General features: G+C 65.9%; 22 protein-coding genes and 2 pseudogenes. 18 read left to right on the top strand and 6 right to left on the bottom strand.

Annotated features, from left to right (window positions below):
• Positions 1-27: 27 nt before the first annotated feature.
• From nadA to KBY83_RS11330, 4 genes are all read left to right on the top strand, one after another.
• The gene (gene nadA, locus KBY83_RS11345; protein WP_255019624.1) at positions 28-981 is read left to right on the top strand and encodes a quinolinate synthase NadA; all 954 of its coding nucleotides are present in this window, start codon (positions 28-30) and stop codon (positions 979-981) included.
• Between the two features lie 231 nt (positions 982-1,212).
• Complete coding sequence (locus KBY83_RS11340; protein WP_255019623.1) at positions 1,213-2,226, top strand: ligase-associated DNA damage response exonuclease; 1,014 nt, start codon at positions 1,213-1,215, stop codon at positions 2,224-2,226.
• A 7-nt stretch (positions 2,227-2,233) separates the two neighbouring features.
• Positions 2,234-3,865 (top strand): ATP-dependent DNA ligase, encoded by a 1,632-nt coding sequence (locus tag KBY83_RS11335; protein ID WP_255019622.1) that lies wholly within the window; start codon positions 2,234-2,236, stop codon positions 3,863-3,865.
• On the top strand, positions 3,862-6,363 hold the full coding sequence (locus tag KBY83_RS11330) for a ligase-associated DNA damage response DEXH box helicase (RefSeq protein ID WP_255019621.1): 2,502 nt from the start codon (positions 3,862-3,864) through the stop codon (positions 6,361-6,363). The genes KBY83_RS11335 and KBY83_RS11330 overlap by 4 nt, the downstream gene beginning before the upstream one ends.
• A gap of 76 nt (positions 6,364-6,439) precedes the next feature.
• Here KBY83_RS11330 and KBY83_RS11325 read toward each other — a convergent pair whose 3' ends face one another.
• The gene (locus tag KBY83_RS11325; protein WP_255019620.1) at positions 6,440-6,874 is read right to left on the bottom strand and encodes a cupin domain-containing protein; all 435 of its coding nucleotides are present in this window, start codon (positions 6,872-6,874) and stop codon (positions 6,440-6,442) included.
• Positions 6,875-7,019: 145 nt separating this feature from the next.
• Between KBY83_RS11325 and KBY83_RS11320 the strand changes: the two genes are divergently transcribed.
• On the top strand, positions 7,020-7,319 hold the full coding sequence (locus KBY83_RS11320; protein WP_255019619.1) for a hypothetical protein: 300 nt from the start codon (positions 7,020-7,022) through the stop codon (positions 7,317-7,319).
• A 12-nt stretch (positions 7,320-7,331) separates the two neighbouring features.
• Positions 7,332-7,535 (top strand): annotated as a pseudogene (locus KBY83_RS11315) (GGDEF domain-containing protein); the annotation flags it as partial.
• A 1-nt stretch (position 7,536) separates the two neighbouring features.
• Here the strand turns inward: KBY83_RS11315 and KBY83_RS11310 are convergent.
• Positions 7,537-7,674 (bottom strand): hypothetical protein, encoded by a 138-nt coding sequence (locus KBY83_RS11310; protein ID WP_161956100.1) that lies wholly within the window; start codon positions 7,672-7,674, stop codon positions 7,537-7,539.
• Positions 7,675-7,680: 6 nt separating this feature from the next.
• Between KBY83_RS11310 and KBY83_RS11305 the strand changes: the two genes are divergently transcribed.
• Genes KBY83_RS11305 through KBY83_RS11290 form a run of 4 tightly spaced genes read left to right on the top strand, consistent with a single transcriptional unit; the run spans position 7,681 to position 10,645 of the window.
• On the top strand, positions 7,681-7,896 hold the full coding sequence (locus KBY83_RS11305) for a hypothetical protein (RefSeq protein ID WP_106501601.1): 216 nt from the start codon (positions 7,681-7,683) through the stop codon (positions 7,894-7,896).
• Between the two features lie 18 nt (positions 7,897-7,914).
• Positions 7,915-8,529: a glutathione S-transferase family protein gene (locus KBY83_RS11300; RefSeq protein ID WP_255019618.1), complete on the top strand. Its 615-nt coding sequence runs from the start codon at positions 7,915-7,917 to the stop codon at positions 8,527-8,529.
• Positions 8,526-9,212, top strand: coding sequence for a ligase-associated DNA damage response endonuclease PdeM (pdeM, locus tag KBY83_RS11295; RefSeq protein WP_255019617.1), 687 nt, complete (start codon positions 8,526-8,528; stop codon positions 9,210-9,212). Before KBY83_RS11300 ends, pdeM begins: the two co-directional genes overlap by 4 nt.
• A gap of 38 nt (positions 9,213-9,250) precedes the next feature.
• Positions 9,251-10,645 carry a hypothetical protein gene (locus tag KBY83_RS11290; RefSeq protein ID WP_255019616.1) on the top strand — a complete coding sequence of 465 codons (1,395 nt, stop codon included), beginning with the start codon at positions 9,251-9,253 and terminating at the stop codon, positions 10,643-10,645.
• 23 nt (positions 10,646-10,668) lie between these two features.
• Here KBY83_RS11290 and KBY83_RS11285 read toward each other — a convergent pair whose 3' ends face one another.
• Positions 10,669-11,106 (bottom strand): CBS domain-containing protein, encoded by a 438-nt coding sequence (locus tag KBY83_RS11285; RefSeq protein WP_254929578.1) that lies wholly within the window; start codon positions 11,104-11,106, stop codon positions 10,669-10,671.
• Between the two features lie 78 nt (positions 11,107-11,184).
• Here KBY83_RS11285 and KBY83_RS11280 point away from each other — a divergent pair, with 78 nt between their 5' ends.
• Complete coding sequence (locus KBY83_RS11280) at positions 11,185-11,712, top strand: CDP-alcohol phosphatidyltransferase family protein (protein WP_106501598.1); 528 nt, start codon at positions 11,185-11,187, stop codon at positions 11,710-11,712.
• On the opposite strand, the gene KBY83_RS11275 is transcribed toward KBY83_RS11280, so the two are convergent.
• The 3 genes from KBY83_RS11275 to KBY83_RS11265 are packed head-to-tail and all read right to left on the bottom strand — an operon-like array spanning position 11,698 to position 13,794.
• On the bottom strand, positions 11,698-12,621 hold the full coding sequence (locus KBY83_RS11275) for an oxidoreductase (RefSeq protein WP_255019615.1): 924 nt from the start codon (positions 12,619-12,621) through the stop codon (positions 11,698-11,700). The two genes, KBY83_RS11280 and KBY83_RS11275, sit on opposite strands and share 15 nt — an antisense overlap.
• A gap of 45 nt (positions 12,622-12,666) precedes the next feature.
• Positions 12,667-13,584: an NAD-dependent epimerase/dehydratase family protein gene (locus KBY83_RS11270; RefSeq protein ID WP_255019644.1), complete on the bottom strand. Its 918-nt coding sequence runs from the start codon at positions 13,582-13,584 to the stop codon at positions 12,667-12,669.
• Between the two features lie 60 nt (positions 13,585-13,644).
• On the bottom strand, positions 13,645-13,794 hold the full coding sequence (locus tag KBY83_RS11265; RefSeq protein ID WP_255019614.1) for a hypothetical protein: 150 nt from the start codon (positions 13,792-13,794) through the stop codon (positions 13,645-13,647).
• 97 nt (positions 13,795-13,891) lie between these two features.
• Here KBY83_RS11265 and KBY83_RS11260 point away from each other — a divergent pair.
• The 7 genes and pseudogenes from KBY83_RS11260 to KBY83_RS11230 all read left to right on the top strand — a co-directional run.
• Positions 13,892-14,092: pseudogene (locus KBY83_RS11260) on the top strand (TIGR02450 family Trp-rich protein); the annotation flags it as partial.
• A gap of 30 nt (positions 14,093-14,122) precedes the next feature.
• A complete protein-coding gene (hisA, locus tag KBY83_RS11255) occupies positions 14,123-14,890 on the top strand; it encodes a 1-(5-phosphoribosyl)-5-[(5-phosphoribosylamino)methylideneamino]imidazole-4-carboxamide isomerase (RefSeq protein ID WP_255019643.1) in 768 nt (255 codons plus the stop codon).
• Positions 14,891-15,049: 159 nt separating this feature from the next.
• Positions 15,050-15,412 carry a transcriptional repressor gene (locus KBY83_RS11250; RefSeq protein WP_106501595.1) on the top strand — a complete coding sequence of 121 codons (363 nt, stop codon included), beginning with the start codon at positions 15,050-15,052 and terminating at the stop codon, positions 15,410-15,412.
• A gap of 72 nt (positions 15,413-15,484) precedes the next feature.
• Positions 15,485-17,101, top strand: a complete 1,617-nt coding sequence (locus KBY83_RS11245) for a DUF3685 domain-containing protein (RefSeq protein WP_255019613.1) — start codon at positions 15,485-15,487, stop codon at positions 17,099-17,101.
• 40 nt (positions 17,102-17,141) lie between these two features.
• Positions 17,142-17,756 carry a thylakoid membrane photosystem I accumulation factor gene (locus tag KBY83_RS11240; protein ID WP_255019612.1) on the top strand — a complete coding sequence of 205 codons (615 nt, stop codon included), beginning with the start codon at positions 17,142-17,144 and terminating at the stop codon, positions 17,754-17,756.
• A complete protein-coding gene (gene fumC, locus KBY83_RS11235) occupies positions 17,756-19,129 on the top strand; it encodes a class II fumarate hydratase (RefSeq protein WP_255019611.1) in 1,374 nt (457 codons plus the stop codon). The genes KBY83_RS11240 and fumC overlap by 1 nt, the downstream gene beginning before the upstream one ends.
• 71 nt (positions 19,130-19,200) lie before the next feature.
• Entirely contained in the window at positions 19,201-19,521 is a 321-nt protein-coding gene (locus KBY83_RS11230) for a PAS domain S-box protein (RefSeq protein WP_255019610.1), read from the top strand.
• Positions 19,522-19,621 lie beyond the last annotated feature (100 nt).

Genomic DNA, 19,621 nt, shown 5'->3' with positions numbered 1-19,621 from the left:
CCATCCTGCATCAGCTGAGGCCCCCGGTTGGTTTTCACCGCCACCAAGAACCACGCACCGCAAGATCTGCCCGCCGCTATCAGCGCCCTGAAGCAGGAGCGCAAGGCCGTGATCCTGGCGCACTACTACCAAGACGAAGCCGTTCAGGACATCGCCGACTTCATCGGCGACTCGCTGGAGCTCTCGCGCAAGGCCGCCGCCACCGACGCCGAGGTGATTGTTTTCTGCGGCGTTCACTTCATGGCGGAGACCGCCAAGATCCTCAGCCCGGACAAAACCGTGCTGCTGCCAGATCTGGAGGCCGGTTGCTCGTTGGCGGATGCCTGCCCGGCCGAAGCGTTTGCCGCCTTCCGCGCCGAGCATCCAGACCACATCGCCGTGAGCTACATCAACTGCTCGGCGGCAGTGAAAGCCCTCAGCGACCTGATCTGCACCAGCAGTAACGCGGTGGATCTGGTGAAGCAGCTGCCAGCCGACCGGCCGATCCTGTTTGCGCCCGATCAAAACCTGGGCCGCTGGGTGCAGCGCCAGAGCGGCCGCCAGCTCACTCTCTGGCCGGGCAGCTGCATCGTGCACGAAACCTTCAGCGAGCAGGCGCTGCTGCAGCTCAAGCTGGAGCACCCCGGCGCCGAGGTGCTGGCGCACCCCGAATGCCAGCAGCATCTACTTGATCTGGCGGATTTCATCGGCTCCACCAGCGCCCTTTTGCGTCAAGCAGAGCAGAGCCCCGCCACCAGCTTCATCGTGCTCACCGAGCCGGGGATCTTGCACCAGATGCGGCTGAAACTGCCCCAAAAGACCTTTTTCGAGGTGCCCGGCGCTGACGGCTGCAGCTGCAACGCCTGCCCCTACATGCGGCTCAACACCCTGGAAAAAGTGTGGCAGTGCCTCGATCGAATGGAACCAGAAATCGTGATGGATGAGGCGCTGCGGCTAAGGGCCCTGGCACCGATCGAAAAGATGCTGGCCATGAGCCGTTAAATCAGGCGCTGCGGGCCACCTGGCAAAGGGCATTAGTTCAAACGGCGAAAGATTTTCCTCGGCCAATAGGCCCTGATCGCCGCCTGCAGGATTCTGTACAGCCCGTACAGAACTCCGCACACGTCTAAACAACCACCACCCAGCCCTGTGGAGAGAAAACAACAAGAACTCGGTAGCTGATTTTGCCCCCCTCAAGCCAACCGACAGACTGCACTGGGATAACCCGTTCAGATGCCCCTCCCCACCGGCAGCCTGCTGGAGCACACCCCCCAGGGGCTCTACTGCCGGGCGGCGGCGGCCTGGATAGACCCCGTGGGGCCGGTGCCCCGGGCCCTGATCACCCACGCCCACGCCGACCACGCCCGGCCCGGCTGCGGCGAATATTGGGCGGTGGGCGCCAGCGAAGCGATCCTGCGGCAACGCCTGGGGGCCACGATCAACCTGATCCCGGTCGACTACGGCGCCGCCCATCGCATTGGGGAGGCCCGGGTGTCGTTTCACAGCGCCGGGCATGTGCTGGGCAGCGCCCAGATCCGACTGGAGGCGGGCGGTGAGAGCTGGCTGGTGAGCGGCGACTACAAGCGCTGCGCCGACCCCAGCTGCTCCCCGTTTGAGCCGGTGCAGGCAGACGTATTTATTACTGAGGCCACCTTCGGCCTGCCGATCTATCGCTGGCAGAGCGGCGCCGAGGTGGCCGGCGAGATCCTTGCCTGGTGGCAGGGAGCACCGGAGCGGCCGTCGATCCTGTTTGCCTATGCCTTCGGCAAAGCCCAGCGGCTGCTGGCGGAGCTAGCCGCCATCGGGGTGGGGGAGCCAGGGCAGCCCGGCGCGGAAGGCAACGAAATCCTGTTGCACGGCGCCGTGGAGGCCCTGATGCCGGCCTACCGGGAGGCGGGGGTGCGGCTGCCGCCCACACTGGCGGTGAGCGCAATCGCTAAAGGGGAATCGCTGGCGGGCCGGCTGGTGATTGCGCCGCCCTCAGCCCACCGCTCGGTGTGGATGAAGCGCTTCAAGCTGCCGCAAACGGCGTTCGTAAGCGGCTGGATGGCGGTGCGTGGCGCCCGCCGCCGCCGGGGGTATGAGCGCGGCTTCGTGATGAGCGACCACGCCGACTGGCCCGGCCTGATCCAGAGCGTGCAGCAGAGCTGCGCCCGGCAGGTGTACGTGACCCACGGCAACAGCGAAGGCCTGGCCCGCTACCTGAGCGAGGTGGAAGGGATCAGCGCCGAACCGCTGGCGGGCTGAGACCGGCATGCGTCGCTTCGCCGATCTCTACAGCGCCCTTGATGCCAGCAGCGGCACCCAGGCCCGGGTGGATGCCCTCGTCGCCTACTTCAGTGGTGTTGATGCCGCCGATGGCGCCTGGGCCCTGCACGTGCTGCTGGGCAAGCAGGGCAAGCGCCTGATCACCGGACGGCGGCTGCGCCAGATCTGCCTGGAGGAATCCCCCCTGCCGGAGTGGTTGTTCGACGACTGCTACGCCCACGTTGGTGATTCGGCCGAAACGATCACCCTGCTCTGGGCCCAGGTGGGAGCTGGGGCGAGCCAACCCCTGCAGCACTCCCTGCAGCACTGGATGGAGCAGCTGCTGCCGGCCGCCGCCGCCTTAGAGGGCAGCGAGCAAGCAGAAGCGGTGCGGCAGCTTTGGCGGGGCCTCAGCAGATCCGAACTGCTGGTAGCCAACAAGTTGCTCACCGGTGGCCTGCGGGTGGGCGTGGCCCAGGGGCTGGTGGTGCGCGCCCTGGCACGCCTCAGCGGGCTGGAGGAAGCGCAGCTGCAGCACCGGCTGATGGGCGGCTTCAAGCCCGGTGCTGCCGCCCTCACCGCCCTGCTGGCCCCAGCCGATGGAGCCGAAGCGGTGCCCAGCCGCCCCTACCCCTTCTACCTGGCATCGCCCTTGGAGCAGCAGCCGGCCGGCCCCGCCAGCGACTGGCAAGCGGAGTGGAAGTTCGACGGCATCCGCGGCCAGCTGATCCGCCGCGCCAACGAGGTTTTTTTATGGAGCCGCGGCGAAGAATTAATCGGTGCCGCCTTCCCCGAATTGCTCGCAGCGGCAGGGTGCCTGGCCAACGGCACCGTGCTCGATGGCGAGATCCTGGTGTGGCCCCCCGGCTCCGACCAGCCCGCCCCCTTTGCCCAGCTGCAGCGCCGCCTGGGCCGCAAGGCGCCAGGGCGCAAGCTGCTGGCCGAGTGTCCGGCGGCCTTCGTGGCCTACGACCTGCTGGAGCTGGGGGGCGACGACCTGCGCCAGCGACCCCTGAGCCAGCGCCGCTCAGCCCTGGAGGAGCTGCTCCAAGACCTGCCTGAAACGACACCCACCCCCGCAGCCGGGCTCCTGCGCCTATCCCCCCTCCTACCACTAAGGGCCTGGGAGCAGCTGGAGCCGCTGCGCCAGCAGGCCGCCAGCGCCGCCGCCGAAGGCTTGATGCTCAAGGGCCTCGCTTCGCCCTACCTGGCCGGCCGCAAGCGGGGCCAATGGTGGAAGCACAAGCGCGATCCCTACACGCTCGATGCGGTGCTGCTCTACGCCCAGGCCGGCAGTGGCCGCCGCGCCAACCTGTACACCGATTACACCTTTGGGCTCTGGAACGCCGAGGGCGAGTTGGTGAGTTTCGCCAAGGCCTACTCCGGCCTAAATGATGGTGAGATCACGGCGCTGGATCGCTGGATCCGCAGCCACACCACCGAGCGCTTCGGGCCGGTGCGCGCGGTAGAGCCGGTGCAGGTTTTTGAGCTGGCCTTCGAGGGGCTGCAGCGCTCCAGCCGCCACAAGAGCGGCATCGCCGTGCGCTTCCCCCGCATCGCCCGCTGGCGCCAAGAAAAACCAGCCGCGGAAGCCGACACCCTGGCCAGCGCCCTGGCCCTACTGGAATCCCAGCCATGAGCCGGAAGCCCCGTCGCCAACCCAAGTCCGGCGATCTCCTGGCCCCGATCGAAGCCTGGTTTGAGCTTCAGGGCTGGACGCCCCTGCCCTTTCAGAGCCAGTGCTGGCAGGCCTATCTGGCCGGCGAGAGCGGCCTGATCCAGGTGCCCACCGGCTCGGGCAAAACCTACGCCGCCGTGATGGGTCCGATCGCGGAGCTGCTGGCCGAGCCCAGCCCCGGCCTGCGCCTGCTCTATCTCACCCCCCTGCGCGCCCTGAGCCGGGATCTGGCCCTGGCGATCCAGCAGCCAATCGAGGCGATGGGCTGGCCGCTGCGGGTTGGCATCCGCAATGGCGACACCTCTAGCTACGAGCGCGGCAAGCAACTGCGCAGCCCGCCCGAAATTCTGATCACCACGCCGGAATCGCTCAGCCTGCTGCTGGCCAACCCCAAGGCCCCTGCCCTATTTGCTGGTCTTCAGGCGGTGGTGCTGGATGAGTGGCACGAGTTGATGGGCAGCAAGCGGGGCAGCCAAACCGAGCTCTGCTTGAGCTGGCTGCGAAGCCAGCGGCCGGCCCTGCGCACCTGGGCGATCAGCGCCACCATTGGCAATCTCGACGAGGCGGCCCGTAGCGCCGTCGGTACGGGTGCCGCAGGTGCCCCAGCCAGCGAACCCCGCCTGATCACCGCACCGATTGCCCGGGCAACGGAGATCCGTAGCCTGCTGCCCGAGTCGATCGATGGCTTTCCCTGGGCCGGCCACCTCGGGCTGCGGCGCTATGAGGATCTGGTGGCGGCCCTGGAGCCGGGCGTCTCCACCCTGCTGTTCACCAACACCCGCAACCAGGCCGAGCGCTGGCACCAGTGCCTCCGCTACGCCTGCCCTGAGATGGAGGGCGCCCTGGCCCTGCACCACAGCGCCATCGACCGGGCCGAGCGCGAAGCGATCGAAGCCGGGGTGAAAGCAGGTGATCTGCGTTGGGTTGTGTGCACCAGCTCCCTCGATCTGGGCGTTGATTTCCAGCCGGTGGAGCGGGTGGTGCAGATCGGCTCAGCTAAAAATGTGGCCCGGCTGCTGCAGCGAGCTGGCCGCAGCGCCCACCTCCCCGGCGGCACCTCCCAGGTGTTGTTCATGCCTACCCATGCCCTGGAGTTGCTGGAGCTAAGCGCCCTGCGGCGGGGTCTGAGCGAGGGGCTGGTGGAGGCGCGCCGACCACCGGCGGCACCGATCGACGTGCTGCTCCAGCACCTCACCAGCCTGGCCTGCGGCCCGGGATTCGAACCGGCCCAGGCACTGGCAACGGTCCGCACCGCCTGGAGCTACCGCCAGCTCAGCGATGACGACTGGCAATGGTGCCTGCGCTTCCTTGAGCACGGAGGCGACTGCCTCGGCGCCTATCCGCGCTACCGCAAGCTCGAGCGCGAAGGCGATCTCTATGTGGTGAAGGAAAAGGCGATCGCCCGGATGCACCGCCTGCACATCGGCACCATCACCGCCGACCGGGCCGTAACCGTGCGCTTTGTGCGCGGCGCCGTGCTCGGCCATGTGGAAGAGGCCTTCATCGGCCGGCTCAAGACCGGCGATGTGTTCTTCTTTGCCGGCCGTCAACTGGAATTCGTGCGGCTGCGGGAGATGACGGCCCAGGTGAAGGCCAGCTCTAAAAAAAGCAGCACCGTGCCCGCCTGGTCTGGCGGCCAGATGGCCCTTTCCGACCTGCTCAGCCAGCACCTGCGTGCCGAAGTGGATCGCTGCGCCCGCGCCCTGGAGGGGGAAGCCAAGCTCGATAGCCCCGAACTTATGGCCCTGGAGGCCCTGCTTCAGCGCCAGGTGCAGCTCTCAAGGCTGCCAAGGCAACACGAACTACTGGTGGAGGTGTGTAACAGCCGTGAGGGCAGCCACCTCTATGCCTATCCATTTGAAGGGCGCTTTGTACACGAGGGCCTGGGTTTTCTCTGGGCCTGGCGCCTGGCCCGCCACCAGCCCAGCACGATCACGGTGTCGGTAAACGACTACGGCTTTGAACTGCTAGCGCCAAAAAAATATCCATTTGAAGAGTTATTTGAGATACACGCCGAAGAACTGCTCGATGACAGCGATCTCAAGGTTGATCTGGAGCAGGCAATCAACCTCTCAGAGCTATGCCGGAGGCGTTTCCGCGCCATTGCCCAGATCAGCGGCTTGGTGCTGAACGGCTACCCCGGGCAGTCCAAATCCGGCGGTCAACTGCAGATCAGTGCCGCCCTGCTTTTTGATGTGTTCAGCCGCCACGAACCAGCCAACCTCCTCCTGGCCCAGGCCAGATCAGAAGTGCTCACCGACCAACTGGATCTGCCCAGGATCACCCTGGCCTTGCAGCGGCTGCAGCGATGCAGTTTGCAGCTGGAGCGCACCGCCCGGCCCGGCCCGCTGGCCTTCCCCTTACTGGCGGAGCGCCTAAACAACCGCATGAGTAATGAGTCGCTGCTGGACAGGCTTCAGCGGTTGATCAAAGACGCAGGGGCAGCGGAGGGGAGGTGATACATCAAAGATCCCAGCACCGAGGGCGAACTGGGCTTTCCAAAACACAGGTTCTATCGATCTTGATCATCCACTCTCAAACATCTCCGAACGGATTCGAGGCCACCTGGATCAACATGATCACCGCAGGTTCCGAGCCAACAGCACCAGAGAGATGACCTCTACGACCTTCAATAAGTCGGCAATTCTGATCAGCACCAAACGATATCTCGCCAGGCCCCATCTCTACCCGCACGCCATCCATCGTTGTCACAAACCAGCGCCCCACAATTGGCACGATCCACTGAGGCACAGGGTTTTCATGCCATTCATACTCTTGACCAGGCACCAGAGATAAAAACACAACACCAGTTGCATCATCACGAGGACCAGACTGCCAAACACTTGCTATTCCCTGGATAAATGTGATCAGCTTAAAATCATCCAACCACTCCTTCTTTTGATGACTCACCCCTTGATGATCACACCAGACATGCCAAACATGAAACCCGGGCCTATCTTGGGTCAGCATGGACTAAAAGCTTTGTCAATCCAATCTTAGCGGCAGGCTTTTCTAATTAAGTTCCTCCTATGGCAGCCGAGCGAGCCGAAGGCGCCATGGCTAGCGTTTGATTGTTGTCAGGAATACCGCCGTTAGGGTAGATCCCTGGATCCTGATGGCCAACAACGCCTTTTACAAGCGGATGTGGGATGAGGTGCTCCACAAGGGCTTCTGGGAGGGCGACATCTGGAACCTGGTACTCAGCGGTGAGATCAGATGCCATCACCTCAACATCTCCACGGTGCGCGACGAGAGCCTCGAGCCCCAGTACTACGTAGGCATGCTGCAGGCCGTGCACTTCATGGCCCAGCACGACAGCCTCACCGGGTTGGCAAACCGCTCGATGCTGATGGAGCAGCTGGAGCGCCATCTCGTCCTAGCCAAGCGCCATGGCCGCGGTGTCGCGCTGCTCTAGCTCGATCTCGACGGCTTCAAGTCTGTAAACGACCAGTTCGGCCACAACGTGGGCGACCAAGTACTGCAGATCGTGGCGGATCGGTTTCGGAATGTGATCCGCGAGGGCGACATGCTCTGCCGTCAGGGCGGCGATGAATTAGTGGTGCTCGTGCCAGAAGCTGGCCAAGAGCAATCCTGTGCAGCTGAGTCGTGCCTCCCTTCAGGCACCTGCTAGCTCAGGCCTGCTCCAAACGCTTGACGATCAGAGCCATCAGGGCCAAGGAACCGGCCAGGGCAATCAACAAGGCGATGGTCATGGCTGAAGCGTCTACTACTGCAACAATTATCGCCGCTGAAGGGTCAAAGCCATCCACCTTCTGATGTCATTTTTGCTGGTTGCTCCATCGGCACCTGGCAACCTCGAGCTCTGCGCCCAATGGCGCTCAGCCCGAGGTGCAGAAAAGGCCAGCCTCGCCAACAGGCTTGGGGCAAGCAACGGTCTCACCAAGAACACAAAGCTGGCCGAGGCTCAGCCCAGCGACATCAACAGCCTTTATCGCATCCCCGACATCCAACGGCTCTGCCGCAACTCCTAAGCAACTCAGCACCAATCCATGACCCTGAAGCTCTATGGCGGCGCCCGCAGCCGCGCCTCCATGCCCCGCTGGTATCTAGAGGAGAAGGGGATTGCCTACGAATGGATTCAACTCGACATGGAGGCAGGCGAGCACAAGAGAGAAAACTTTTGTGCCATCAACCCCTTCGCCAAGGTGCCTGCGCTGGTGGATGAAACCCTGCGAGCGCCTGGCGGCAAACCGCTGCAGCTGTTTGAAAGCGGCGCAATCCTGCTGCATCTGGCGGATCACCACGCCAACGAATTCACTGGCACGGAGGCTGAAATGGCAGCCCAGCGGGCCCTGGCAAACCAGTGGATCCTGTTTGCCAATGCCACCCTGGCCGTGGCGCTGTTTGTGCCTGCCAACCGGGAGCGGGAATTCCCGCAGCTGATGGGGGTGCTCGATGGGCTGCTGGCAGGCGGCCGCTCCCTGCTGGCAGGGCCCTGGGGCGATCCAGCCTGGAGCGTTGCCGACTGCGCCGTAAATGCCTACCTGGCCTATCTGCCGATCTTCTTCCCCCAGATCGACCTAACTCCCTACCCCAACGTGCAGGCCACGATTGCCGCCACCCAGGCCCGGCCGGCCTACCAACGCGGCATGGGCAGGGCTTGAACTCGGCACGAGGCGCTGCTGCAGCAAGTGTCAGCTTTGACTGGCGGGGCAAGCAGCTGCAGCTGCTTGGAACCAAGGCGGCATGGGATCCCCAGCGCCGAATCTTATTAGTGGCCGATTTGCATCTAGGCAAGGCGGAAACCTTCCAGGCCCACGGCATTCCCCTGCCCAGCGATGGCGACGGCGCGACCCTCAATGGACTCCTGGAGTTGGCCCATCAGCTGGAGCCCCAGCAGGTGGTGGTGCTGGGAGACCTGATCCACAGCCGCCTGGGGCTCACCGGCGAACTTCGCGCCAAGCTGGCTGCCCTACCGGAGCTGCTGGGCTGCCCGTTGCGCCTGATCGGCGGCAACCATGAGCAGGGCAGCTGGATCGAGGGGCTGCCGCAGGAGCCTTCCCAAGCCCTGGGCCCCTGGTGGCTGAGCCACATTCCAGAACCCCGGGCCGGCATGCTCAACCTCTGCGGCCACCTGCATCCAGTAGCAGTGGTGGGCCGGGGTGCCGATCGGCTGCGGCTGCCCTGCTTCAGCTATTGCGAAGCCAGTGAGCGCTTAGCCATGCCAGCCTTCGGGCGCTTGACGGGAGGCCATCCCTGCTCCCAACGTGATCGGATCTGGTTGGTGGCCGACGGCGCCGTCGTGGATTGGACGCAAGCACCCCACAGCAGCAATCGGGCCGCCTGAGCCCCAGGTCCCGCCGCCCGTTGTGGCGACACAAGCGGATGCTAACGGTGGCTCTGCCGGCAGGCTTTCTCACCTTTTTGGTGGCCATTGCCCCACCGCTGCCCGAGTCCGGCCCCCGGGCCGGAGCACCCCTACTCACCCGCGCCGACGACCAACCGTTCCGCTACCAGCCGGACGACAGCACCTATGCCCTCGACTTCGATCCCCGGGCCGTGCAGATCGACCTGCTGGAGGGCTGGGATCGGGAACAGGAGGCCTACGCCGACAGCCAGGCCCTGGCCTTCTTTTCGGGGCCGATGTACGAGCGCCACGTCGATGCGCGCGGGCGGGAAATCACAGTGCCGCTGGGCGATCTCAAGCTGGGCGATCGCATCTGGCGCGGCCGCAACCGCACCGCTGCCCGCCAGCGGGCCTTTGTGGGCATCCGCCGCGATGGGGGCGTTGACTTCGGCTTCGGCGAGCTGACGGCCAATCGCGCCCAGCGCTACGACAGCTTCATCGGCGGGCTTCACAGCGTCTACAACGACCTGGAGCGGCCGCCGGCCAGCTATCGCGGTGCTTACAGCATTTCAATGGGCCAGCAGATCCGCTATTTCCTACCCAGGATCCGCATGGTGATCGGCCTGCGCCCCGACGGCCGGCTGGAGGTGCTGATGAGCCGCGATGGCCTCACCCTCGAGCAGACCCGCTCCCTGGCTCGGCAGCGCGGGCTGCGGGCCGCCTACCTGCCCGACCACGCCTCCAAGAGCCGTTTCATCATCCCCGGCAAAAAGGGCTTCAGCGCGGCTGACGCCAACTGGATCAGCGGTGGCGCCACCAGCTTTGTGCACGTGCCCTACCTGCTGCGGCTTAGCCGACGCAGCACCCCCCTGCAGGGGTCGCTGCTGGCCAGCCTGGCGGGGCGAACGGCGGCGGAGGGCTGCGGCAATCCCTTCCAGTGCGGCCAAACCCTCGGCGGGCAACTGGTGGACCGGGCCCTGGCCGGCTTCAACCGGCTGATGGAGCAGGGGGTGGAACCCATCGCCCAGCTGATCTGGGCCCCTCGTGGCCCCCGGGATCCCCTGCGGGCCAACGCCAAGGCCCCCCTGCGGGAGCCGCCGATCAGCGCGGACCCCCTGGCCCTGCGCCAGCGCCAAGAGCAAGCCGCCGCCACCCCGGCGATCACCGGGGTGGAGTTCGAGACCCTCGGCCTGCCATCCGACCTCTCCCAGCCCCTGGTACTGCCAGAAGGCGCAGAACTGCCTGAGCAGGAAGCCGCGGCCGCGGACGGGTACACCTCGCCAGCGGATCCAGGGGCGCCAGGGGCCGCCGAACTGGAGGGTGCCGAACCGGCAGAAGCAACGGTGGATTCGGCGGTCGGCCCCACGGGCCAGATCACCACAGGGGCTCCGCTGCCGGGAGCGCCGCCCCCACCGGGCCTGCCACAGCCCTGATCGGCTGATACCCCTGCTTCGCTTCAGCCCGCAGCCGCCAGGGCCCGCACCACATCCCCGCGGGTGAGCACACCCACCGGGTGGCGCTCGCCATCCAGCACAAACAGGCGTTGGGTGCTGCGCTCATGCAGCAGGCCAGCCGCCGCCGGCAAGGGCAGCTCGGCGCTGCAGCTGTGGGGGTGTTGGCCCATCACCTCGCCCACGGTGCTGCCGAGCACCTGGTGGACTTCCTTGTCCCAGTTGAGCGGGTTGCGCAAGTAAATCACCGCATCGAGCAGCATCACGTAGGGACCGGGCTGGAAGCCGCTTTCGCGCACCATCAGGTCTTGCTCGCTGAGCTCGCCCACCAGGGCGCCACTGCCATCCACCACCGGCAAACCGCTGATGTGGTGCTCGCTCATCAACTGCACGGCCTCCTGCAGGGGGCTGTCCGCTGTGACACTCAACACCGGTGCAGACATCACGGCGGAAACCAGCTGTTGCACCACGGGCCAAACAAGACGACTGGAGCCATTCTGGGGCCGAGCACGGCAGACACGATGGCGACGCAACGGATACGCCAACTGGCCGACGGCCTCACCGTGGCCCGGGCCGTGCTGGGACTACCGCTGATCGTTGCTCTGGCGGGGGGCCAACCAGTCCTGGCCTGGTGGCTGCTGCTACTGGGCGGCTTGAGCGACTGGGCCGATGGCGCCCTGGCACGCCGGGCCGGCGGCGGCTCGGTGTGGGGAGCCCGCCTCGATCCCCTCACCGACAAAATCCTGATCAGCGCGCCGCTGCTGTGGCTTGGAGCGGAGGGGATCCTGCCCCTGTGGGCGATCTGGCTGCTGCTGGCCCGGGAACTACTTATTTCTGGGTGGCGCGCCGCTGAAGCCAGCGGCGGCCCGGCCTCCTGGAGCGGCAAGCTCAAAACGATCCTGCAATTCGCCAGCCTGCTGCTGCTGCTCTGGCCCAACGGCTGGGGTTTCGGACTGGCGGCAGCATTCCAGACCGCTGGCTTCTGGCTGTTCTGGCCGTCGTTGCTGCTGGCGCTGAGCTCGGCCTGGGGCTACCTACGCAAGCCCTAAAGCGGTGAGCTCCTCGCTGCGCTGCCAGAGCCGCTGGCGCTGATCGGCATCGAGGGCCGCGGGGGCAATGCGCACCTCGGTGGGCCAGCCCCGCATGCCACCAAACTGATTTGGTCCGTAGTGGCCGCCTGGGGTGGCTTCAGGTGCGGTGGCGGCAAACAACTGGGGCAACGCTCCCATGGCCGCGCTCTGCAACAGCGGGCCCATCAGCCGGTAGGCCAGGGGTTCAAACCACGAGCCGTTGGCAGCCACCGAGGCCAGCTGAAGGTTGGTGCGGGCAAAGCCCGGATGGGCCGCCAGCGACAACACGGCCTGTCCCTGATCGCGCAGCCGCTGCTGCAGCTCTAGGGCAAACATCACATTGGCGAGCTTGCTCTGGCCGTAGGCGGCCCAGCGGTCGTAGCGGCGCTCGCCCTGCAGATCGTCGAAAGCAATCCGGCCGAAATACTGGGCCCCTGAGGTCACGCTCACCACCCGTGCATTCGGGCGGTCTGATAGCAGCGGCAGCAGGGCCAGGGTGAGGGCGAAATGGCCCAGGTGGTTCACACCCAGCTGCATCTCGAAGCCGTCGGGGGTGAGCTGCCGCGGCAGGGCCATCAGGCCGGCGTTGTTGATCAGCAGATCCAACCGGCCGTAGCGATCGGCAAATTCCGCAGCGGCACGACGCACGCAAGCCAAGCTGGCCAGATCAAGCTCCAGCAGCTCAACGGCACCACCCCCGCTAGCGGCCGCTGCCTGTAATTCATCCTTGGCCCGCTCTGCCCGGGGCAGGCTGCGACAACCGAGCACCACGGTGGCGCCCTTGGCCAGGAGCGCCCGAGCCGTTTCCAGGCCCAGGCCGCTGTTGGCGCCGGTGATCAGGGCCAAGCGTCCGGCCTGATCGGGAATGGAGTCGATAGTCCAGTTCATGGCAGGAGCTTATGGAAATAGGCCCCTCACCTGCGGCAAGGGTGCTCAGCCGATCAAGGCCTCGTCTGCGGAGAAATCGGGAGTAGCGGGAGTCCGCAGGGCGTAGTCGTTGGTGTAGCTGTCGGCGATGGTGGCCTCTAGGTCAAAGGCCGGCTCCCAGGCCAGTTCGCGCCGCACCCGGGTGGTGTCGGTGAGGAAGTGGGCCAGGCGCAGCGGGAAGGCCTTGCGGGCTTTTTTATCGAGAGCAGCGGGATCGAAGCTGCGGATTTCCACAGAAGCGAGCTCCTTGCCGGCCGCCCGGGCCGCTGCCTGCACCAAGCCGCAGAAGGTGACGCCCTGGCTGCCGGTGCAGTTGTAGATGCGATTGGCGGCGGCATCCACCTCGATGCAGCGAGCCATGGCGGCGGCTAGGTCTGCCACATGGCCCAGCTGGGTGATCGTGCTGCCATCACCGGGCAGGGGCACGGGCCGTCCGTGCACGATGCGATCAAAAAACCAGCTCTCTACAGGGTTGTAGTTGCCCGGCCCCACGATGTAGGTGGGCCGGAAGCTGGTGAAAGCGATGCCCTCGCTGCGCAGCCAGGCTTCCGTTTCGGCCTTGCCAGCGTGGCGGCTGGCCGGATCAATGGGGCTGTTTTCATCGAGGGGCCAAAGCTCGCTGTCGGCATAAACGCCGGCCGAGCTCACATACACAAAGCGATGGGCCGGAGGCCCGGTGCGCTCGATCACAGCGCGGGAATCCTCAAGGCTGCGGCCCGAGCTATCGACGATCACATCAAAACTGCGACCCACCAGCGGCTCCAGCCCCCCAGCAGTGCTGCGGTCGCCGATCAGGTGCTCCACCCCGGCCGGCGCTGGCTTGTTGCCACGGGTAAACAAGGTGAGGGCATGGCCTGCAGCCTGCAGCCGCTCCACCAGCGGTTTGCCCACGAAGCGGGTGCCGCCCATCACCAGGATGTTCATGCTGCTGCCACCGGGGCCGCGAAACTGGGCGCCATTCAAACCCCCGGCCAGCAGAGGCTGTTACTCCACCACCTTGATCCCCGTGTCGATCCGCTCGATCGGTGGCGCCGCCAGCGTCTGCTGCCAGAGGGACAAGATCGACCAGTAGCCCTGGGCCCTCGGCTTGGTCGCCACGCTGGAGTTCACCACGCCGCTGCGTATTTGGCCCACCAGCTCGGGCCATCGGGCTCACAGACGGAGCATCTAATTTTGGCTGCCAAGACGGCGCCGTAAACCACACTTTGGCTCTGGTTTGCCCCTTTCAGTGATGCGTCTGGCCAAGGCCTACACCGCCCAGCCCGCCACCATCACGTCGTGGCCCGCCGGCAGCCGCGGCTATCGCCACTTCTCGTTATTGGGGGAGCGGGGCCAGGGCGCGGAACGGGCCGTGGAACTCCAGGCGGTGCTGGAGCGGGGCTTTCGGTTGGTGGTGCCGCTTGGTGAGCTGCGCAACCGGCAGCTCTGGCAGCCTGGCTGGCAGCAATTGCCTCCAGCAGCCATGCAGATAATTCCCGCCATCGACCTGCTCGATGGCCACTGCGTGCGGCTGCACCAGGGCGACTACGACCAGGTAACGCGCTTCTCCGACGACCCAGTGGCCCAGGCCCTCAGCTGGCAGCAGCAGGGAGCCAGGCGGCTGCACCTGGTGGATCTAGACGGCGCCCGCAGCGGCCAACCAGTCAATGATGCGGCAGTGAAGGCGATCACCACTGCCCTCAGCATCCCCGTGCAGCTAGGGGGTGGGGTGCGCAGCGCCGAACGGGCTGAGGAGCTGCTGAGCTTCGGACTGGATCGGGTCATCCTCGGCACCGTGGCTCTTGAGCAACCCGAATTAGTCGATGAGCTGGCATCGCGCTATCCAGGCCGGATCGTGGTGGGCATTGACGCCAAAAACGGCAAGGTGGCCACCCGCGGCTGGATCGAAGAGAGCAGCACCGAAGCCACCGCCCTAGCCGAGCGCTTCTGCGCCAGCGGCATCGCCGCAATCATCAGCACCGACATCGCCACAGACGGCACCCTGGCGGGCCCCAACCTCGAAGCCCTGCGGGCCATGGCCGAAGCCAGCGCCGTGCCGGTGATCGCCTCCGGCGGCATAGGCAACCTGGAGCACCTGCTGTCGCTGTTGAGCCTGGCGCCCCTAGGGGTGGAGGGGGTGATCGTGGGCCGGGCCCTCTACGACGGACGTGTGGATCTAGCTGAAGCCCTGCAAGCCATCGACGAGGGCCGCCTGCAGGATCCGACCACTGGTGGCTCGATGATGGCCTGAACCGGCAGCCTGCCCCATTGGCAAAAGCGGATCGCTGCGACCTGCCCTATAACAGATTGAATCTGTTTTGAGGCGTGTCGCGTGAACGCCGACGCCCTTCCCCCAACCAATCCATCAACCTGCGTAGACGACGTCTACCAGCGTTGCCGCGACCTGGGCATGAGGCTCAGCCGCCAGCGCCGCATGGTGCTCGATTTGCTTTGGGTTGAGAAAAGCCATCTCAGCGCCCGCGACATCTTTGAAAAGCTCAACAACCTGGGCCGCAATATCGGGCACACGTCTGTTTATCAAAATCTCGAAGCCCTGCAGACAGCTGGGGTGATCGAGTGCCTCGACCGGGCCAGTGGCCGGCTTTACGGCTATCGCAGCGATCCCCACAGCCACCTCACCTGCTCGCAATCAGGCGCCATCCAAGACCTAGACGTCGAGCTACCGCGCGAGTTGCTCGACCAAATCGAGCGCCGTACCGGCTTCGCCATCGAGACCTACACCCTGAATCTCACCGGCCGGCGCCGCAGCTGAATCCCTGCGCCACCCAGGACTGGAGAATCCGCTCCAGCATCGGTACCTTTGACGCATGCCCTGCCCAAACCCGTGAGTTCGCAGCTGCTGCTGTTTGCCGAACCGCTGCTGCGCGATGGCCTCACCCGCCTGCTCACGGCTCAGGCGGGGCTTTACAGCGTCGCTGAGCGACCAGAACAGCTGCAAGGGCTGCCCCAACTGGTGATCTGGCAGGCCAGCAGCGGCGACCTCAAGGGCGGGCGCCTGGCCGAAGAATTGCTGCGCCTGCAGGAGCGCTGGCAGCCGGCCCCGCTGCTGCTGCTGCTGCCGCCGGCCCATGGTCTGGCCGGTGATGCCCTGCTGCAGCTGCCGGCGGCTGGAATCCTCGAGTCGCCCAACCCCCAGGAGTTGCTGGCGGCCCTCGCCACCCTGCTAACAGGCGGGCGCGTGCTGGCAGCAGCGGCAGGCAGCGCCTCCCCCCGCCCAGCAGCCAGCCCAGCAGCCAGCCCGGCCCTGGGACTGGGCCAGTGGCTGCTGATCAGCGGCCTGCAGCAGATCGACGCAGACCTCGCTGCCATCAAGCGCCTGCTGACGCCGCCGCCCACCAACCTGGTGCAGCTGCTGGTGCTGCAGGGCCGCCTGCGCGAACTCTCGGCAGCCCGCGAGCTGCTGCTGCTGCTTTGGGGGCCGCTGAGTGTGGCCTGGGGCGCGCCCGATCCCTGCCCCAGCCCGGAGCCCGTGCTGGCGATCACCCTGCAGCAGCGCAGTGCCGATGGCATCTGGCGCGCCATTCGTCAGCGGCTCGAGGCCGGCAGTGGTGCCGAGCTCAGCAACCAAAGCGGCCAGCTGCTGGCCTTGGAGGGCCTCAGCCCCGAGCGGCGGCGCGACCTGCTGCTCGCCCTGCTCAGCCAAGTAGACAGCCTGCGCCAGCGGCTGCTTGACGACCCTGCTCCCCTGCAGCAGCGCTGGGAGCAGTGGCAGCCCGAGCTACGCCAGCAGGCCATGCGCAGCCTGGTGAATTCCTACGTGCAGCTGCCCTGCGAAGGCAGCCTGCTGCCGGTGGCCGACAGCCTGCTTCGCAGCAGCGATCTGACGGGCCGCGACCCGGAGCTTCCCGAGGCCCAGCCGATGCTGGCCTCCCTGGTGCGGGCCCAGCCCCTGCTGGTGGATGGCCAGCTGCTGGCCGCCGACGAACCGCGGGCCGTGCTCTACCTCGAACTGCTACTGAGCAACTGGCTGGTGCGCAGCGCCGAACTGGTGAGTGCCGAGCTGCTTGCCAGCTGCGCCAGCTGGCCAGAGTTGCGTCGCTACCTGCTCCAGCCCGAGCTACTCGCCACCCGCAACCTGGAGCGTCTGCGCAACCAGCTCAACGCCCAACTGCGTTGGAGCAGCTGGGTGGAGCGGCCAATCAGCCTCTACGAAAGCCGCCGCCGGCTCTACTGCCTGCGCGATGGCGCCATCCGCTGCCAGGAGCTCACCGAACCCCGCGACGCTGAACTGCGCCAACTGGGCTGGCTGCAGCAACTGGTGACCCTGGCCCTGGAAAGCCGCGATGCCCTGGCGCCCCAGGTGCAGGGCCTGCTGCGAGGCCTCGGCGATCTGGTGGTGGTGCTACTCACCAGGGTGCTGGGCCGGGCCATTGGCCTGGTGGGCCGAGGTATTGCCCAGGGCATGGGCCGGGGCATCGCCAAGAGCGTGGGCCGCAGCTGACGCCCCGCCACAATGGCTTTAAACGAGCTTGCAGGCTGGCATGGGGCGAAATAAGAACGGGCAATACGGGATCGGGGCACGGGCCTCAACCCTTCAGCCCATCCTGCGACTCCTGCTCAGTTCAGCCCTGGGGCTGCTGCTGGCTGTGGGCCTGGTGGGCCTCGGTAGCCGTCCCGCCCAGGCCTCGCTCACAAGCAACAGCTACGACGGCAACATCTACGCCCTCTACGCCGGCAACGGCTCCCTGGTGCCGCCCCGCAGCAGCCTTGCTAAAGCCCTGGAAGACCACCGCACCACCGTTGTCGTCTACTACCTCGACGACGACGCAGCCAGCAAGCAATTCTCAGCGGTGGTCTCGGAGCTGCAGCGGGTGTGGCTCAACAACATCGAACTGATTCCGCTGGTTACCGATCCGCTCCAAAACCGGGCCGACACCGGCCCCAGCGATCCGGCCCACTACTGGTCGGGCCTGATCCCCCAGGTGGTGGTGTTCAACAGCGAGGGGCAGGTTGTCTTCGATGAGCAGGGAGCCGTGAGCGTCGATGCCATTAATGCCGCCGTCAGCCAGGCCACCGGCATCCCCCTACCCGAGGGGGGCACCACCAGCACCACCGAGAGCTTCAACGAGCTCAATTCCGAGGTGGTAAGCCGCTGATGGGCCGCCTTGAAAGCGACAGCATGGGCGCCATCGAGGTGCCCGAGCAGCACTACTGGGGCGCCCAGACCCAGCGCTCAATCGAATATTTCCCCTTCGGCCAGGCCATGCCCCTGGCGGTGCTGCACGCCTTCGGAGCGCTCAAGGCAGCCTGCGCCGAGGTGAATATGGCCAAGGGCAAGCTCACTCCGGAGCTGGCCGCCCTGATCGTGGCGGCTGCCGAGGAGGTGGCCTCCGGCCGCCTCGACGCTGAATTCCCGCTCAAGGTGTGGCAGACGGGCTCCGGCACCCAAACCAACATGAACGTCAACGAGGTGATCGCCAATCGGGCGATCGAAGCCACCGGTGGGGTGCTGGGCAGCAAGAGCCCGGTGCACCCCAACGACCATGTGAACCTCAGCCAATCCAGCAACGACACCTTCCCCGCGGCCCTGCATGTGGCCGTGGCGATTGAGCTGGAGCGCACCCTGCTGCCCGCCGTGGAGGCGCTGCGCGCCGCTCTGGCCGTAAAGGCCGAGGCCTTTGGCTCGATCATCAAGATCGGCCGCACCCACCTGCAGGATGCGGTGCCCTTGAGCCTGGGCCAGGAATTCAGTGGCTACGGAGCCCAACTGGATCTAGCCCTGGAAACCATCCGCGCCAGCCTGCCCCAGGTGCGCCAGCTGGCCATCGGCGGCACGGCTGTAGGCACCGGGCTGAATGCCCCCAGCGGCTTCGGCGAAGCGGTGGCGGCGCGGCTGGCCGAGCGCCTCGGTCTGCCCTTCAGCAGCGCGCCCAATAAGTTTCAGGCCCTGGCCGGCCACGAGCCCCTGGCCGCGGCCCACGGGGCCCTCACCGTGCTGGCCGGCTCACTGCTGAAGATCGCCAACGACATCCGCTGGCTTGCCAGTGGCCCCCGCTGCGGCCTGGGGGAGCTTGTGATTCCGGAAAACGAACCAGGCAGCTCGATCATGCCGGGCAAGGTGAATCCCACCCAGGCCGAGAGCCTGACCATGGTGGCCGTGCAGGTGATGGGCAACAACACGGCCGTGCAGCTGGCCGCCAGCCAGGGCAACTTCGAGCTGAACGTGTTTAAGCCGGTGATCGCCCACAACGTGCTCGAAAGCATCGAGCTGCTCGCAGGCGGCTGCACCAGCTTCCACCAGCATTGCGTCGAGGGGCTCAGGGCCAATGAAAGCCGCATCGAAACCCTGCTGGATCAGAGCCTGATGCTGGTAACGGCCCTCACCCCCGCCATCGGCTACGACCGGGCCTGCGCCATCGCCAAGCACGCCCACAACCACCAGCTCAGCCTCAAGGAGGCCGCCCTGGTGCTCGGCGAGATCAGCGCTGAAGAATTCGATCGCTGGGTGCAGCCCGAGCAGATGGTGTGAGGGGCTGAAAAACCTGCCGGTATTAAGCAAGAGCGTTCATACCTTCACGGGCCAAGCGGAGAGATAAGACGATGACCATATTTTTGAGCGACAGCGCCTTTGCTGATGCAGGCATCCCGATGGCCTTTGTTGTTCCCATCGATGAGCGGGGTGGTCTGGGCTTGATCCAGTCAGCCAATGGGGCCATGGCCTTTTTTACGGGCCGCTCGATGGAGGAGCTGACGGGGCTGGCGTTTGCAGAGCTGGTGCACCGCGACGATGTCGCCCTAGGGGAAGACCAGCTCGCCAGACTGAGCAGTGGCAAGGTGGACAGCTGCAGCTTTGAGAAACGCTTTGAGCACGCCGATGGCCATCGCACTTGGGGACTAGGAGCGTGTCGCAAGTTGCGGTGAGGCCAGGAAGCGGTGATTGAGCTCCTGTGATTGCGGAATATCCGATCGCAGCCGTGGGGACATGAACCAGGACCTCAGGCCGTTGCCAGCGATGCCCGGA

Source organism: Cyanobium sp. WKJ7-Wakatipu (genome assembly GCF_024345355.1).
Lineage (GTDB): Bacteria > Cyanobacteriota > Cyanobacteriia > PCC-6307 > Cyanobiaceae > Cyanobium_A > Cyanobium_A usitatum.
Note: the sequence above shows the minus strand (reverse complement) of the source record. Positions and strands in the feature narration are given on the sequence as shown.

What these genes read in the sequence shown, in the direction of transcription:
- KBY83_RS11340 (WP_255019623.1), top strand. Translation starts at nt 1,213, where the DNA reads ATGCCCCTCCCCACCGGCAGCCTGCTGGAGCACACCCCCCAGGGGCTC.
- KBY83_RS11335 (WP_255019622.1), top strand. Translation starts at nt 2,234, where the DNA reads ATGCGTCGCTTCGCCGATCTCTACAGCGCCCTTGATGCCAGCAGCGGC.
- KBY83_RS11330 (WP_255019621.1), top strand. Translation starts at nt 3,862, where the DNA reads ATGAGCCGGAAGCCCCGTCGCCAACCCAAGTCCGGCGATCTCCTGGCC.
- KBY83_RS11325 (WP_255019620.1), bottom strand. Translation starts at nt 6,874, where the DNA reads ATGCTGACCCAAGATAGGCCCGGGTTTCATGTTTGGCATGTCTGGTGT.
- KBY83_RS11320 (WP_255019619.1), top strand. Translation starts at nt 7,020, where the DNA reads ATGGCCAACAACGCCTTTTACAAGCGGATGTGGGATGAGGTGCTCCAC.
- KBY83_RS11305 (WP_106501601.1), top strand. Translation starts at nt 7,681, where the DNA reads ATGTCATTTTTGCTGGTTGCTCCATCGGCACCTGGCAACCTCGAGCTC.
- KBY83_RS11300 (WP_255019618.1), top strand. Translation starts at nt 7,915, where the DNA reads ATGACCCTGAAGCTCTATGGCGGCGCCCGCAGCCGCGCCTCCATGCCC.
- KBY83_RS11290 (WP_255019616.1), top strand. Translation starts at nt 9,251, where the DNA reads ATGCTAACGGTGGCTCTGCCGGCAGGCTTTCTCACCTTTTTGGTGGCC.
- KBY83_RS11285 (WP_254929578.1), bottom strand. Translation starts at nt 11,106, where the DNA reads ATGTCTGCACCGGTGTTGAGTGTCACAGCGGACAGCCCCCTGCAGGAG.
- KBY83_RS11280 (WP_106501598.1), top strand. Translation starts at nt 11,185, where the DNA reads ATGGCGACGCAACGGATACGCCAACTGGCCGACGGCCTCACCGTGGCC.
- KBY83_RS11275 (WP_255019615.1), bottom strand. Translation starts at nt 12,621, where the DNA reads ATGAACTGGACTATCGACTCCATTCCCGATCAGGCCGGACGCTTGGCC.
- KBY83_RS11270 (WP_255019644.1), bottom strand. Translation starts at nt 13,584, where the DNA reads ATGAACATCCTGGTGATGGGCGGCACCCGCTTCGTGGGCAAACCGCTG.
- hisA (WP_255019643.1), top strand. Translation starts at nt 14,123, where the DNA reads ATGCAGATAATTCCCGCCATCGACCTGCTCGATGGCCACTGCGTGCGG.
- KBY83_RS11250 (WP_106501595.1), top strand. Translation starts at nt 15,050, where the DNA reads ATGAGGCTCAGCCGCCAGCGCCGCATGGTGCTCGATTTGCTTTGGGTT.
- KBY83_RS11240 (WP_255019612.1), top strand. Translation starts at nt 17,142, where the DNA reads ATGGGGCGAAATAAGAACGGGCAATACGGGATCGGGGCACGGGCCTCA.
- fumC (WP_255019611.1), top strand. Translation starts at nt 17,756, where the DNA reads ATGGGCCGCCTTGAAAGCGACAGCATGGGCGCCATCGAGGTGCCCGAG.
- KBY83_RS11230 (WP_255019610.1), top strand. Translation starts at nt 19,201, where the DNA reads ATGACCATATTTTTGAGCGACAGCGCCTTTGCTGATGCAGGCATCCCG.